This is a genomic window from Terrihabitans aquatilis (genome assembly GCF_052542005.1).
In genome coordinates, this window is record NZ_JBOCUO010000002.1 from 451,460 (window position 1) to 464,591 (window position 13,132).

13 protein-coding genes are annotated in these 13,132 nt (G+C 66.3%); 3 read left to right on the forward strand and 10 right to left on the reverse strand.

Features of this window, described 5'->3' with window-relative positions; all coding sequences use genetic code 11:
• Positions 1-5: 5 nt before the first annotated feature.
• The 10 genes from atzF to ACQ6S1_RS08185 form a co-directional block, all read right to left on the reverse strand.
• Positions 6-1,802, reverse strand: a complete 1,797-nt coding sequence (gene atzF, locus ACQ6S1_RS08140) for an allophanate hydrolase (protein WP_445040685.1) — start codon at positions 1,800-1,802, stop codon at positions 6-8.
• The gene (locus ACQ6S1_RS08145) at positions 1,799-2,182 is read right to left on the reverse strand and encodes a cupin domain-containing protein (RefSeq protein WP_445040686.1); all 384 of its coding nucleotides are present in this window, start codon (positions 2,180-2,182) and stop codon (positions 1,799-1,801) included. The genes atzF and ACQ6S1_RS08145 overlap by 4 nt, the downstream gene beginning before the upstream one ends.
• Entirely contained in the window at positions 2,179-2,841 is a 663-nt protein-coding gene (locus ACQ6S1_RS08150; RefSeq protein WP_445040687.1) for a cysteine hydrolase family protein, read from the reverse strand. The genes ACQ6S1_RS08145 and ACQ6S1_RS08150 overlap by 4 nt, the downstream gene beginning before the upstream one ends.
• Entirely contained in the window at positions 2,838-4,409 is a 1,572-nt protein-coding gene (locus ACQ6S1_RS08155; RefSeq protein ID WP_445040688.1) for an ABC transporter ATP-binding protein, read from the reverse strand. Before ACQ6S1_RS08155 ends, ACQ6S1_RS08150 begins: the two co-directional genes overlap by 4 nt.
• Complete coding sequence (gene biuH / locus ACQ6S1_RS08160; protein WP_445040689.1) at positions 4,406-5,104, reverse strand: biuret amidohydrolase; 699 nt, start codon at positions 5,102-5,104, stop codon at positions 4,406-4,408. The genes ACQ6S1_RS08155 and biuH overlap by 4 nt, the downstream gene beginning before the upstream one ends.
• A gap of 17 nt (positions 5,105-5,121) precedes the next feature.
• The gene (locus ACQ6S1_RS08165; RefSeq protein ID WP_445040690.1) at positions 5,122-6,138 is read right to left on the reverse strand and encodes a formamidase; all 1,017 of its coding nucleotides are present in this window, start codon (positions 6,136-6,138) and stop codon (positions 5,122-5,124) included.
• Between the two features lie 9 nt (positions 6,139-6,147).
• On the reverse strand, positions 6,148-7,065 hold the full coding sequence (locus tag ACQ6S1_RS08170; RefSeq protein ID WP_445040691.1) for an ABC transporter permease: 918 nt from the start codon (positions 7,063-7,065) through the stop codon (positions 6,148-6,150).
• Positions 7,062-8,162 (reverse strand): ABC transporter permease, encoded by a 1,101-nt coding sequence (locus ACQ6S1_RS08175; protein ID WP_445040692.1) that lies wholly within the window; start codon positions 8,160-8,162, stop codon positions 7,062-7,064. The genes ACQ6S1_RS08170 and ACQ6S1_RS08175 overlap by 4 nt, the downstream gene beginning before the upstream one ends.
• 25 nt (positions 8,163-8,187) lie before the next feature.
• On the reverse strand, positions 8,188-9,297 hold the full coding sequence (locus tag ACQ6S1_RS08180) for a BMP family ABC transporter substrate-binding protein (protein WP_445040693.1): 1,110 nt from the start codon (positions 9,295-9,297) through the stop codon (positions 8,188-8,190).
• Positions 9,298-9,454: 157 nt separating this feature from the next.
• On the reverse strand, positions 9,455-10,372 hold the full coding sequence (locus ACQ6S1_RS08185) for a LysR family transcriptional regulator (RefSeq protein WP_445040694.1): 918 nt from the start codon (positions 10,370-10,372) through the stop codon (positions 9,455-9,457).
• 108 nt (positions 10,373-10,480) lie between these two features.
• Between ACQ6S1_RS08185 and ACQ6S1_RS08190 the strand changes: the two genes are divergently transcribed.
• Genes ACQ6S1_RS08190 through ACQ6S1_RS08200 form a run of 3 tightly spaced genes read left to right on the forward strand, consistent with a single transcriptional unit; the run spans position 10,481 to position 13,132 of the window.
• Positions 10,481-11,281, forward strand: coding sequence for a cysteine hydrolase family protein (locus ACQ6S1_RS08190; protein ID WP_445040695.1), 801 nt, complete (start codon positions 10,481-10,483; stop codon positions 11,279-11,281).
• A gap of 3 nt (positions 11,282-11,284) precedes the next feature.
• Positions 11,285-12,313: an ABC transporter substrate-binding protein gene (locus ACQ6S1_RS08195; protein WP_445040696.1), complete on the forward strand. Its 1,029-nt coding sequence runs from the start codon at positions 11,285-11,287 to the stop codon at positions 12,311-12,313.
• 27 nt (positions 12,314-12,340) lie between these two features.
• Positions 12,341-13,132 (forward strand): SDR family NAD(P)-dependent oxidoreductase, encoded by a 792-nt coding sequence (locus ACQ6S1_RS08200; RefSeq protein WP_445040697.1) that lies wholly within the window; start codon positions 12,341-12,343, stop codon positions 13,130-13,132.

Genomic DNA, 13,132 nt, shown 5'->3' on the forward strand with positions numbered 1-13,132 from the left:
GACGCTCAGGCGGCGTCGGCCTGGGCGGCGATGTAATGTCGCCACCCACCGAACGCGGTGATTTCGGCGGCGTCCCGCAAAGCCGCCGGTTCGCACAGAAAGCCGGAGATCTCAGACCCGTCGTCGAGGCTCACCTTGCCGATGCCGAGCGGCTGCGGAATGGCCGCAACGAAGCGCCCGAACGATTCCGGCGGCAATTGCCAGATCTCCGCTTCGATGCCGGGCCCGGCGAACCCCGGCTCCCGCACGAGGCCGGGTTTGGGCGGAACGGTCCCGGCAAGCGCATAGAGCCGGTACTCCGGTGCCGTGCGCGCGGCCCGCAGCAGCTTCCCGCCCAGGCGCGTCAATTCCCCGTTCAGCGCCATGCCCGAAAGGTGCGCGCCGACCACGACGATCGCAAGAGTAACGGCTGATGAGCGGCCGACGTCCGGAAGCACAAGACCCCGGTCGAGGCCCGCGCCCGTGCCCACGGCCTCGTGCATCTCCGCGGCGAAGTGCGCCAGCGCGGCATCCGTATCGGACGGGGCGACGAGCTGGACACCAAACGGGAGGCCGCCATCGGTGAACCCGGCGGGAACGGCGATCGCGGCGCAGCCGAAGAAATTGGCAAAATTGGTGTAGCGCCCGAAGCGGGCATTGAGCGCCACCGGATCAGCCCGCATCGCCTCGACCGTCTGGATGTCGGGCGAGGTCGGCAGAAGCAGCGCATCCACCTTCGCCCATTCACGCTCCGCCGCACGCCGGAAGGTCTCCAGCCGGTAGCGGCCCTCGAAGGCATCGACCGCGCTCATCGGGCGCGCTGCCTCGATGATCCCGCGCACGGTCGGATCCATGGCATCCGCATGGCCGTCGATGAAGGGCAGCACGGCGTGCAGGCGCTCGGCCACCCAGGGGCCCTCATAAAGAAGCGCGGCCGCCTGCCGGAACGAGCCATAATCGAAAGGCACGATCTCGGCACCGAGCGCCCGGGTGCGCCCGATGGCGGCGAGATAGAGCGCGCGGTAGGCATCATTGCCGAAGAATTCCAGCTCGTCATCGGCCGGCACGCCGAGCCGCAGGCGATCGGGCAGAGGTGCCGCACCGAACCGGCGGCAGAAAGGGTCAGCCTCGTCGAAGCCTTCCGCCACACGCCGCGCCTCGATCCCGTCCGCCACCGAAGCTGCGAAGAACGTGACCACGTCGATGGAGCGGCACGCGGGAACGACGCCCGTATTGGACACCCGGCCCGGCGAGGGCTTGATGCCGACGATGTTGTTGAACGCCGCCGGCACGCGGCCCGATCCGGCCGTATCCGTGCCCAGCGCAAAGCTCGCCAGCCCCGACGCGACGGCAACGCCCGAGCCGGACGAGGAACCACCCGACACATAGGCCTCGTCGAACACGCAGCGCGGGGCGCCATAGGGCGAGCGCGTGCCGTTGAGCCCGGTCGCGAACTGATCGAGATTGGTCTTCCCGATGACGAGCGCGCCCGCCTCCTTAAGGCGCGCGACAGCGAACGCGTCCGCAACAGGCTCATACGCAAATTCCGGGCACGCCGCCGTGGTCGGAAGGCCCCCGACATCGATATTGTCCTTCACGGCAAACGGCAGGCCCCAGAGCGGCAAGGAATTCGGCTCGGGAGCGCGGGCCAGGAGCTCGGCGGCGGCGTCTCTCAGATGCTCAGCAGACACGCGGGAAATGAAGATGGCGGGGTCGGCCTCATCGAGGCGCCGGGCAAGGGCGTCCACCATGTCGGTCGGCGACAAACCCTCGGCATAGGCCGCGCGGAGGCGTGCAAAATCCAAGATCGCGGGCAAGGTCATGAGTGCAGGCTTTCGGCGGAGGCGGGTTCGGAATCGTCGAGAATGCGCACGGGAGCGGCCCAGGAGATCAGGACCACGCAGCCCTCATCCGACCAGACGCTATGGACGCTGCCGGGTGGATTGAGCACGACGTCTCCCGTTCGATAGGTGCCGCTCTCATCGCTCTGGCTGCCCCGGAGGACGCAGATCGTCTCGAGCCCCGTGTGCTCGTGCCGGGGCACGGCGGCGCCGGGTTGGTAACGCAGCAGTGCGAGCGCCGGGCCATCGCCGTTGTCGGGGCGCTGGATGTGGCAAATTTCGACGCCCTCGCGGAAGGGTTCGTAATCGGCTGTCTCGAAGCCGTGCGTGAGAAGAGTGGGAAGGTGAAGCGGCGCACTCATGCAATGGCCTCCAGAATGGCTGCGCTCGGCGCGGTCCAGCCGACGATGCCGCCCTGCGCGCGGATCATGGCGAGGGTCGCCGCCTTGAATTCGGGGAAATAGCTTTCGGTGGCATCCTCCGCGAGGAGGCATTCGAAGCCGCGATCGTTCGCCTCGCGCATCGTGGTCTGGACGCAGACCTCCGTGGTGACGCCGGCAAACACCAGTTGCGAGAGCCCGAGGCGCTGCAATTCCGCGCCGAACGCCGTCGCATGGAACGCACCCTTGCCGGGCTTGTCGATGACGGGTTCGCCAGCGAGTGGCGCGAGTTCGGGAATGATCTCCGCGCCGGGCTCTCCCCGCACGAGGATGCGACCCATCGGCCCCATATCGCCGATGCGCTGGCCGGGCGCGCCCCTCATCAGCTTGGCGGGCGGGCAATCCGACAGATCGGGCGCGTGGCATTCGCGCGTATGGATCACGGACAACCCCGCCTTTCGGAAACCGGCGATGAGCCGCGCGACCACTGGCACGATGGCTTGAAGCGGGCGCACATCATTGCCGAGACTGGCGCCGAAGCCGCCGGGTTCGAGGAAGTCGCGCTGCATGTCGATGACGACGAGACCGAGGCGTGAGCGATCGATCTCCAGCGGGAAGGGAAGCGCCTGAATCTCGGTCACGACACATGCCCCGCCATGGCCCGGCCGATCGCGAACGGGTCGGCCGCCGCGCCGCCTGCCGTTTCCATCACCACGCGCCCCTCGAAGAGAACGAGGATGCGGTCGGACAGGGCGATCACCTCGTCGAGGTCCTCCGACACGAGCAGCACGGCCGTTCCCCTATTGCGGGCCGCCATCAATTGCGCGCGGATATCGGCAACGGCCCCGAAATCGAGCCCGAAGCAGGGATTGGCCACCACCAGAAGATCGGTCTCGCCCTGAAGCTCGCGCGCCAGCACCGCGCGCTGCACGTTTCCACCCGAAAGGGTGGCGATGGGGGACGACGGACTTTGCGTTTTCACGCTGTAGGCAGCGATCAGGCGCTCGGCCTCGCTTCGCATGCGCCGGCGGTCGAGCAGCCGCAGCGGCGCGCCGGTCTCGCTTCGGTCGAAGGTGCGGAAGGCCAGATTGTCCGACACGCTCATGCGGCCGACGCAGGCATTGCGCAGCGGCTCTTCCGGAAGGCAGCGCACCTTCAGACGCTGGGCCTCCGCACGGGTCGCCCGATATGGCACGCCGCCGACCTTGAGGGCGCCGCTCGCAATTGGGGTCTGGCCGGAAAGAACCTCCACCAGTGTCGTCTGGCCGTTACCCGATATGCCGGCAATGCCGACGATCTCGCCGGGTGCCACGCCGAGGCTTTCGATCGAGATCGCGCCACGCGTACCCGGCAGACCGGCTTCCAGCCTCTCCATGCGCAGCACGGGTTGCGCGGGGGCCGATGCGGCGCGCTCCGGCGCTTCGGTCAGTTGCCGTTCGCCGATCATCAGGCGCGCCATCTCGTCGACGCTCAGCGCATCGACGCGCCCGCCACCGACCAGCCGGCCCTTGCGCAGCACGCTGACATGGTCGCAGAAGCCCGTCACCTCGGCGAATTTGTGGGTGATGAGCAGCACCGCCATGCCCGTTTCGGACGCCTGCGCCCGCAGGAAGCTCAAAACCTTTTCGGCTTCGTTGGGCGTCAGCACGGAGGTCGGCTCGTCCAGCACCAGCACGCGGCTGCCGAGGTAGAGCTGCTTCAGGATCTCGGTCTTCTGCCGCTCTCCTGCCGAAAGACGATGCACGGGCGTGTCGAGCGGCACCTTCAGCGGCATGGTCTCCATGAAGGCAGCCAGCTTCGTGCGCTCCGCCCGCCAATCGACCACGCGCGGCACGTTCGCACCCGCCATGACGAGGTTTTCGAGCACCGTCATCGCGGGCACCAGCGTGAAATGCTGGTAGACCATGCCGAGTCCAAGCCGCCGCGCATCGCGCGGGGAATTGATCTCGACCTCGCGCCCGCTCAGCACCACGTCGCCCGAATCCGGGCGGTAATAGCCCAGGATGCATTTCACCAGCGTGGACTTTCCGGCCCCGTTCTCCCCGAGAAGCGCGTGAAACGTGCCGGGATGGAGCGCGATCGACACGCCCTCCAGCGCCGTGAAGCTGCCGAACGTCTTGGTCAGACCGATGGCTTCGAGCAGCGGGCGCGAATGCACGGCCGCCGGCGCTGGCGACTCGGCCGGGCGGATGGCGGCGAGAGCGTTCACCCGATCGCCTCGATCAATGCCGCGCTGTTGGCCACCGCGCCGAACACGCCCCCCTGCATCGTCACCATCTTGATGGCGGCTTCGTGGTTGCCCCGGTCGGTCGCGCCGCAGCAATCCTCCAGGATCACGCATTCGAAACCACGGTCGTTTGCTTCACGCATCGTGGTGTGCACGCAGACATCCGTGGTGATGCCGGTCAGCACGATGTTGCGGATGCCGCGCGAATTGAGGATCAGCTCCAGATCCGTGGCACAGAACGAGCCCTTGCCCGGCTTGTCGATCACCACTTCGCCGGGCAGCGGCGCCAGTTCCGGGATGATCTCCCAGCCGGGCTCGCCGCGCACGAGAATACGGCCGCACGGGCCGGGATCGCCGATGCCCGCGCCGATCTGGCGCGAGCGCCAGCGCTTGTTGGCGGGAAGATCGGCGAGGTCCGGCCGGTGCCCCTCGCGCGTGTGGATGATGTGGTAGCCCTCCTCGCGCATGGCGGCGAGGACGCGGGCGATCGGTTCGATCGGTGCGCGCGTCAGCGACAGATCGTAGCCCATCTTGTCGACGTAGCCGCCCTGTCCGCAGAAATCGATCTGCATGTCGATGATGATCAGCGCCGTGTTCTGGGGAGAAAGGCTGCCGTCATACGGCCAGGCATAGGGCGTCGAGGCGATCGTGCGGGCGGAAGGGGTCAGTTTGTCCATGATGATGTCCTCGGCTCTCATTCGGCGGCGTTCGGCAGGTTCTGGCCGTAGAGGCGCGTCGGGGCCGGAAAGCCGCACGACGTCCCGTCGACCACCTTCACCTCGTCTTCCCAGGGCAGGCGGTAGCGGCCGGCCGCAAGGTCGGTCATGTAGGTGTAGGGGCAATCCTGCGCCCCGCCCTTCACGGCCACATAGCCGCGGTGGCCGAGCTGGTAGATGTTGTTCTCGACGCCCCAGCCACGCCGGGCCTCCCGCACCAGATCGGGCCGGACCTCGGCCGTGATGATCTCGTCGACGCGCCCGCTGGTGCCGTGGGCCAGCACCGTGCCGTCGAAGTTCACGATCATCCCCTCGCCCATGGAATCGAACGAGCCGTCCGAGCCGCACATGCAGACATTGGCGGTGACCATGAGGTTGCAGAAGGCGTTCGCCTGGTTGGTGAAGCGCCACGATTCCCGGATCGGGGCGGTGTAGCCCGCCGTCCGCAGCATGATCTCGGCGCCCTTGTAGGCGCACTCGCGCGCCATTTCAGGGAACATGCCGTCATGGCAGATGATGAGGGCGAGCTTGGCGCCCTTCGGCCCGTCGATCACGGGGATGCCGAGATCGCCCGGCTCCCACGGCTCCACCGGCACCCAGGGGTGCAGCTTGCGGTAGTTCAGCCGGATCTCGCCCGTGTCGTCTATTACGAGGCCGGTATTGTAGGGCATGCCGCCGGGGTTCAGCTCCATGATGGAGAAGCAGCCCCAGATCGCGTTGTCGCGGCAGGCCTGCCGGAAGGCCTCCACTTCCGGCCCGTCCACCCGGCACATGATCTCCGGGTTGATGTCCATGGACAGGCCATGGAGCGAATATTCCGGAAAGACCACCAGATCCATCGTCGACAGATTGCGCCGCGCCTTGCCCACCATCTCCACGATGCGCGCGGTCTGCCGCGCGAGGTCGTCCTTCGTCACCACATTGGGAAGCTGCAATTGCACGCAGCCGATGACCACACCGTTGTCCGATTTGTTCAGTCCACCGAGGCCGTTCATGTCGGGCTCCTATTTCGTGATCGAGAGTTCGCGCGGGGCACCTTCGAGAGCACGGCGCGGCGACGAGGTCAGGATGAGAATGACAAGCGTGAGGACGTAAGGCGCGGCGTAAAGGAGGTAGGTGCCGCCCGAGACGCCCGCCGATTGAAGTGCGGGGCCGAGCGCCCCTGCCCCGCCGAACAGCAGGGCGGCGCCGAAGCAGGCCACCGGGTTCCACCGCGCGAAGATCACCAGCGCCACGGCGATCAGCCCCTGGCCGGACGAGATGCCCTCGTTCCAGGAGCCCGGGTAATAAAGCGAGAGATATGCCCCCGCGATGCCCGCCATGAAGCCGCCGAACGCCGTGGCGGCGATGCGCACGGGCAGTATCCCGTAGCCCATCGCGCGCGCCGCATCCTCACTGTCGCCGACCATGCGCAGGACGAGCCCAGTCCGTGTGCGCCGGAACACGAACCCCATGGCGAAGGCGATCGCGATGCCGACCAGAAACAGCGGATTGATCTGAAGCGCCGCACGCAGCGCCGGATCGCTCGTCCAGAAGCCGAAATCGAGCGGCGCCAGCATCGGCGCCGCCGGCTGGATCAGGGGCTTGCCGAAAAAGAAGGCGAGCCCGGTGCCGAGGATCATCAAGGCAATGCCGACCGCGATGTCGTTGACCCCGCGCAGCGAGCAGATGAAGCCGTGCAGCAGGCCGAACAGAACACCCGCACAGCCGGCGATCAGCACCCCCGCCCAGGGCGAGCCGGTCAGAAGTGAGCCGCCATACCCGGCCATCGCACCGAAGACGAGCGTGCCCTCGAGACCCAGGTTGATGCGGCCGCTCTTCTCGGTCACGCACTCGCCGAGGCTCACGAACAGGAACGGCGTCGAGACACGAATGGCCCCGCCGAGCACGGCGATCAGGACGCTCCAGAGATCGATGCTCATCGGCCGGCCTCCGATGCGCGCAGCGATCGGGGCACGAGCCGTCCACTCAAGGTTTCGGACAAGAGGATCGACAGGAACAGACAGCCCTGAAGCACCAGCATCGTCGCGTCCGGCAATCCCATACGCCGCTGCACCAGCCCGCCCGCCGCTGCGATGCCGCCGACGAGGATCGCCATCGGGATGATCGCCAACGGGTTCTGCCGAGCGAGAAAGGCAACGAGGATGCCGGTATAGCCGTAGCCCGCGATCAGCGCGGAATTGGCGCTGCCGTGCACGGCCGCCATGTCGATCATGCCCGCGATTCCGGCCGCCGCGCCGCCCGCAAAGGCAAAGGCCGTGACGAGGCGGCCGACGGGCAGCCCCTGCACCGCAGCGCTCCGGGGATTGCCGCCGGCGATGCGCGCGGCAAAACCGAACGTCGTGCGCCGGATGACAAAAGCCGAGAGCAGGCAGGCCACGACGCCCACCGCGAAGCCCCAGTGCACGTCGAGGCCCGGCATGGTGCCGATCCGCAGCTCCGTCGGCAGCGGCAGAGTGGACGGCTTGTTGAGGCTCGCCGGATCGCGCAGAGGCCCTTCGACGAAATGGTTGAAGAGCGCGATGGCGATGTAGGCCAGCAGCAGCGAGGAGATTGTCTCGTTGACGCCGCGCGCATGGCGCAGCCATCCGGCGAAACCGATCCACAAACCGCCGATCAGGCCGCCGGCCAGCACCATCGCCACCAGCGCCGGCACCGGAGACAGGCCCGCGGCCATGACGCCGGTCACCGCCGCCGCGAGGCCGCCCAGCACGAAGGCCCCCTCTCCACCGATCACGATGAGGCCGAGCTGCGCGGGCAGCGCAACGCAGAGCGCGGTCAGCAGAAGCGGCGCCGCACGCTGCAGCGTGTTGGCGATCGAGAACGGCGTGCCGAAACCGCCCCGCCACACGAGCTGCGCGAACTGGACCGGAGAATGGCCCAGGACCGAGAGGAAGACGGCGAAGGCGGCGAAGCCCGCGAGGATCGCAAGAACCGGCAGCGCGACGGCTTCGATGCGCCGGCACGCAGGTTCGGACAATCCGCGCGCCGGGGCGGCGAAGGCGGTGGTCAACGTCATGGAATATGAGCCCTTGTCTACCGCGTCAGGAGGCCGAGCCGACCACGCCCTCGACGAGGTAATCCATGCTCTCCAGCTCGATCGCGGTCTCGGGATAGCTCTGTCCCGTCGCCGCGATCTCCTTGCCCTTGTTGTCCTTGAGCGGCCCCTTGATGATGGCGTATCCGCCCTTCATCATCTCGGCGCGGACGGCATCGGCCTGCTTGCGGGCGGCATCGCCCACCATCGCGCCATACGGGCTCGATTTGACGAAGCCTTCGGCAAGGCCGCCACGCACGAAATTGGGCATCGCCTCGCCGGCCTGCGCCTTCTCGACGAAGGAGCGGTAGACGTTCGCCCAATCCCATTCCGCGCCCGTGAGGTAATGATTGGGCGCAAGCTCGGCCTGGCTGGTGTGATAGCCGGTCACGAAGCATCCGCGTCCCGCGGCCGTCTGCACAAGCACCTTGGGGCTGTCGACATGGCAAGTGATCACGTCCACGCCCTGATCGACCAGCGCGTTCGCCGCTTCCGCTTCCTTTACCGGCATCGACCAGTCGCCGGTGAAGATCACCTGCGTCGTGATCGACGGATCGACCGAGCGCGCGCCCAACGTGAACGAGTTGATGTTGAGCAGAACCTGCGGGATTGCTTTTGCAGCAATGAAGCCGAGCTTCTTCGACTTCGTCTGATGAGCCGCGACGATACCCGACAGATATTGAGCCATGCCGATATAGCCGAAATAGGAGCCGGCATTCTTCGGGTCGTTCTCGCTCCACAGCCCGCCGCAATGGCGGAACTGGGTCTCGGGATTGGCGGCAGCCGAATTGAGAACGAACGGCTTGTAATAGCCGAACGAGGTCGGGAACACGAGTTGCGCGCCGTCGAGCTCGATCATCGACTGCATCGACCGCGTGACGGCCTCGCTCTCGGCGACGTTCTCTTCTTCCAGCACCGTGACGCCGGCCATCTTCTTGACGGCCGCGGCGCCCAAGGCATGTGCCTGATTGTAGCCGAAATCGTCCTTGGGCCCGACATAGAGGAAGCCGATTGTCAGCTCTTCAGCCGCGCGAGCCTTTTTGACGAGAAGGGGGCTGAGCGCGAGAGCACCTGCTCCCATGAGGAAGCGCCGACGATGAAGTGGAAGGAACGACATACGAGAATCCCGGGTCAAGAGACGATACAGGATTGTATGCAATGGCCATGCCAGAATGGATAAATCCCTAAAATCAAAGCGTTACACCAAATCGGCAATCATCCTCCTTCACGCTGTTTGATTAAATAATAGGCAGCGATGATGCCTTGATGAGCGCTTAGGCCTCTTGCGGCAATTGCCGTGTGCCGTCCAGCCGCCGGGCCACCTGCTCCACGAATTTCGCCGCCGCCACAGGCAAAGTGCGGCCGCGCAATTGGCCCAAGACCAGAGGCCCGTGGGTTGGATCGGCATCGGCAACCGGCACGGAAACCAGCCCCGGCTCCAGCCACGACGTTTCCGATCCGATCTCGATCTGGAAGGTGATCACATCGCCGGAGCGGGCGAGATTGCGCAGCATCTCGAAGGAATCCGACTCGAAATCCACCGAGAAGGTGAACGAGCTCGTGGAGAGTATTCCATCGACGACCCGCCTTGAGCCGAAGGATCGATCCGCGAGCGCCACAGGATAGGGCGCGCAATCGCGCAGCCGCACATTCTCCTGCTTCGCCAGCGGATGGTCGCTCGCCATGATCGCATGGAGGCGCTGCCCCACCGTGACGAGCGGCTGAAGCTCGGCACTGCGGCGCGGCCGGAAGATCAGCACGATATCCGCCTCGTAATCGACCAGTCTCTGCAGCGCGATGTCATGATCGACGACGGAGATGGCGAAGCTGACGCGTGGGTAGTCCTCGCGAAACTTGGCGATCTCCTGCGGCAGGAAATAATTGGCCAGCGCCTGGCTGCACGCAATGCGGATATGGCCGCGCTTCAGCCCGCCGAGGCTTTCGATCTGGGAACGCGTGCGCTCGAGGTCGACGTTTTGCTGCCGGATCCAGCGGATGAAAGTCTCGCCGGCGGCGGTCAGGCGTACCCCCTGCGCCGACCGCTCGAAGATCGCCGTTCCGAGATCGTCCTCGACGTCCTGAATCCGCCTTTGCAGCGCGGACGGCGTGATGTTGAGGTCCTCAGCCGCACGGCGGATCGAGCCGTGGCGTGCCGCCAGATCCACGTAAGACCAGATCCGCATATGACGCATCGGCAGAACCTCATGGTGTATACTTTTTCGTATCGAATTACGTATTAAACAGCATTTCAGGTATCCACCGGCAAGGGGCTAGCGTGAGTTCGTCAAGGAGCTCAACGCGTGACCGACCTTTCGCCTACCGACGAAGCCTTCCGGCTGGGCACCCTTCCCGGACAGACCTGGACGATGGGTCGGGATGCCGTTTCGACCCTGCGCCCCGCTCTTGCCGAACGCCCGGCAAGGTTCGCCGCGCGGCCCAATGACGTCGAGATCGATCTGTCCCGAACCGCATTAATCGCGGTCGATCTCCAGAACGATTTCCTTCACGCTGAAGGCTGGTTTGCCAAGGCCGGCCGGCAGGGCAAGGCTCCGGTCGCGCAGATCGAGGCTTTCGCTGGTGCCTGCCGTGGCGCCGCTCTGCCGGTCATCTGGCTGAACTGGGGCCTTCCGGGCCACGCGGCGCATCTGCCCGCCTCGACGCTCCTGCGCGGCAAGCGCACGAAAAGCGCCACAGGCTATGGCGAGCGTCTCCCCGGCGCGGATGCCGGCGTGCTGGAAACCGGCAGCTTCGGCGCGGCGCTCGTCGAGGACCTCACCCGCGACCCGACGGATTTCGAGGTCCGCAAGCAGCGCTTCTCCGGCTTTCCGGACACCGAGCTCGACAGCCTCCTGCGCAACATGGACGTCCGCACGCTTCTGTTCTGCGGCATCAACACCGACCGCTGCGTCTTCGAGACGCTGACCGACGCCTCCGCACGCGGCTACGACTGCATCCTCATCGATGATCTCTGCGCCACCGTTTCGCCGCCCGAGATCGAGCACGCCGTGGTCTGGCTCGTGGAAACGCTCCACGGCTTCGTCGCCGACAGCACATCCCTCCTGTCCGCTTTTGAACCCGCAACCCCAGCAACGGAAGCCTGACCCATGCGCCGTCTTTTCGCAGGCCTTGCCCTTACGCTTCTCGCCTCCGCCGCGCCGCTCACGGCAGCGCTGGCAGACACGCCCGTCCGCATCGTCCTGAACTGGAAATATCAGGGTCCACAGGCGCTGTTCTTCCTGGCCGAAGACAAGGGCTATTTCCGCGAGGCGGGACTCGACGTCACCATCGACCAGGGTGAGGGCTCCGCCGCGTCCATCACCAAGGTCGCGACCGGCGCCTACGATGTCGGCTTCGGCGACATCAACGCTTTGATCGCGCTCGCCGCCACCCGGCCGGAGCAGGCGCCCATCGGCGTCTACCAGATGTTCAACACTCCGCCCTTCGCCATCGCGGTGAAGGCCGGCAGCCCCATCGAGAAGCCCGCCGATCTCGTCGGAAAGACGATCGGTGGCCCGGCGAATGACGGCGCGTTGAAGCTTTTCCCCGCCTTCACCGAGGCGGCCGGCATCGACGCCTCGAAAGTCACCATCACCAACATGCAGCCGAACCTGCGCGAACAAATGTTGATGAGCGGGCAGGTCGACGGCGTGTTCGGCTACGTCAACACCATCGCCTTCAGCGCCAAATCCGCCGGCATCGATCCCGAAAAGGACCTCCGCTTCATCGCGTTTGGCGATTACGGGCTCGATCTCTATTCCAACGCGCTCGTCTCGTCGAAGGCCTTCGCGGCCAAGAACCCCGAAGCGCTGAAATCGCTCGTGGCCGCGCTGAACCGCGCGACGGCGGACATGATCGCCGATCCGGACGGCTCCGTCGCGGCCGTGATGAAGCGCGAGCCACTGCTCAACGAAGCGGTCGAGATCGAGCGGACGAAAGCCACGCTCGACGCCGAGATGAACCATCCGGAGATCGGCAAGATCGGCCTCGGCGCCATCGATCCCGATCGGATGAAGCGGGCCATCGACGTGGTCGTGAAGGCCAATGCCCTGCCCCGCACCCCGGCGCTGGAGGAGGTCTTCACCGATGCCTTCCTACCGCCGCTCGCGGACCGGCCGACCAAGGTCGTGAACTGAACGACAGCCAGGAAGCGGACGAACATCATGGAACTGGGATTGAAGGGGCGGACCGTGATCATCACCGGTCCCGCCAAGGGAATGGGCGCGGCCGTTAGCCTCGCCTTCGCCGACGAAGGCTGCGATCTGGTTCTGGCCGGACGCGACACGGCCAGCATCGAGCCGGTGGCAGAAGAAGCCCGTCAGCGTGGAGCCCAGGCGCTCGTCGTCTCCTGCGACGTCACCGATGCGGCGGCCTGCGAGGCGCTGGCCGCTTCCACGCTGGAAGCCTTCGGCCGGGTCGATGTTCTCGTCAACGTCGCCGGCGGTTCGGGTCCCATCGGAAAGACCGGCTGGGAGACCACGCCCGAGGAATTCGACGAGATCGTCACGCTCAACATGGCGGGCTGTTTCAACACGATGCGCGCCGTGATGCCTGCGATGATCGCAGCCGGCGGCGGCAAGATCGTCAATGTCGGCGGCACGTTCGGCATGCGCGGACGGGCCGGCCGGATGGCCTATTCCGCCTCGAAATGGGGCCTTCGTGGCATCACCAAATCCTTCGCGCTGGAGGCCGGCCCGCACAACGTCAACGTCAATTGCGTCGCGCCGGGAATGGTCGACGGGCCGCGTTTCCGCACCAAGGTGGTGCCGGAAATGGCCGCGCGCCTCGGCATCACCGAGGCCGAGGCGGCCGAGCGCCACGCCGCCGATTATGCGCTCCGCCGCGTCTCCACCGATGAGGACGTCGCCAGCGCCTGCGTCTTCCTCGCCAGCGACGCCGCCCGCCAGATCACCGGCGTCGACCTGCCGGTCGATGGCGGCTGGGCGATGCTCTGA

What these genes read in the sequence shown, in the direction of transcription:
- atzF (WP_445040685.1), bottom strand. Translation starts at nt 1,802, where the DNA reads ATGACCTTGCCCGCGATCTTGGATTTTGCACGCCTCCGCGCGGCCTAT.
- ACQ6S1_RS08145 (WP_445040686.1), bottom strand. Translation starts at nt 2,182, where the DNA reads ATGAGTGCGCCGCTTCACCTTCCCACTCTTCTCACGCACGGCTTCGAG.
- biuH (WP_445040689.1), bottom strand. Translation starts at nt 5,104, where the DNA reads ATGGACAAACTGACCCCTTCCGCCCGCACGATCGCCTCGACGCCCTAT.
- ACQ6S1_RS08165 (WP_445040690.1), bottom strand. Translation starts at nt 6,138, where the DNA reads ATGAACGGCCTCGGTGGACTGAACAAATCGGACAACGGTGTGGTCATC.
- ACQ6S1_RS08170 (WP_445040691.1), bottom strand. Translation starts at nt 7,065, where the DNA reads ATGAGCATCGATCTCTGGAGCGTCCTGATCGCCGTGCTCGGCGGGGCC.
- ACQ6S1_RS08175 (WP_445040692.1), bottom strand. Translation starts at nt 8,162, where the DNA reads ATGACGTTGACCACCGCCTTCGCCGCCCCGGCGCGCGGATTGTCCGAA.
- ACQ6S1_RS08180 (WP_445040693.1), bottom strand. Translation starts at nt 9,297, where the DNA reads ATGTCGTTCCTTCCACTTCATCGTCGGCGCTTCCTCATGGGAGCAGGT.
- ACQ6S1_RS08185 (WP_445040694.1), bottom strand. Translation starts at nt 10,372, where the DNA reads ATGCGTCATATGCGGATCTGGTCTTACGTGGATCTGGCGGCACGCCAC.
- ACQ6S1_RS08195 (WP_445040696.1), top strand. Translation starts at nt 11,285, where the DNA reads ATGCGCCGTCTTTTCGCAGGCCTTGCCCTTACGCTTCTCGCCTCCGCC.
- ACQ6S1_RS08200 (WP_445040697.1), top strand. Translation starts at nt 12,341, where the DNA reads ATGGAACTGGGATTGAAGGGGCGGACCGTGATCATCACCGGTCCCGCC.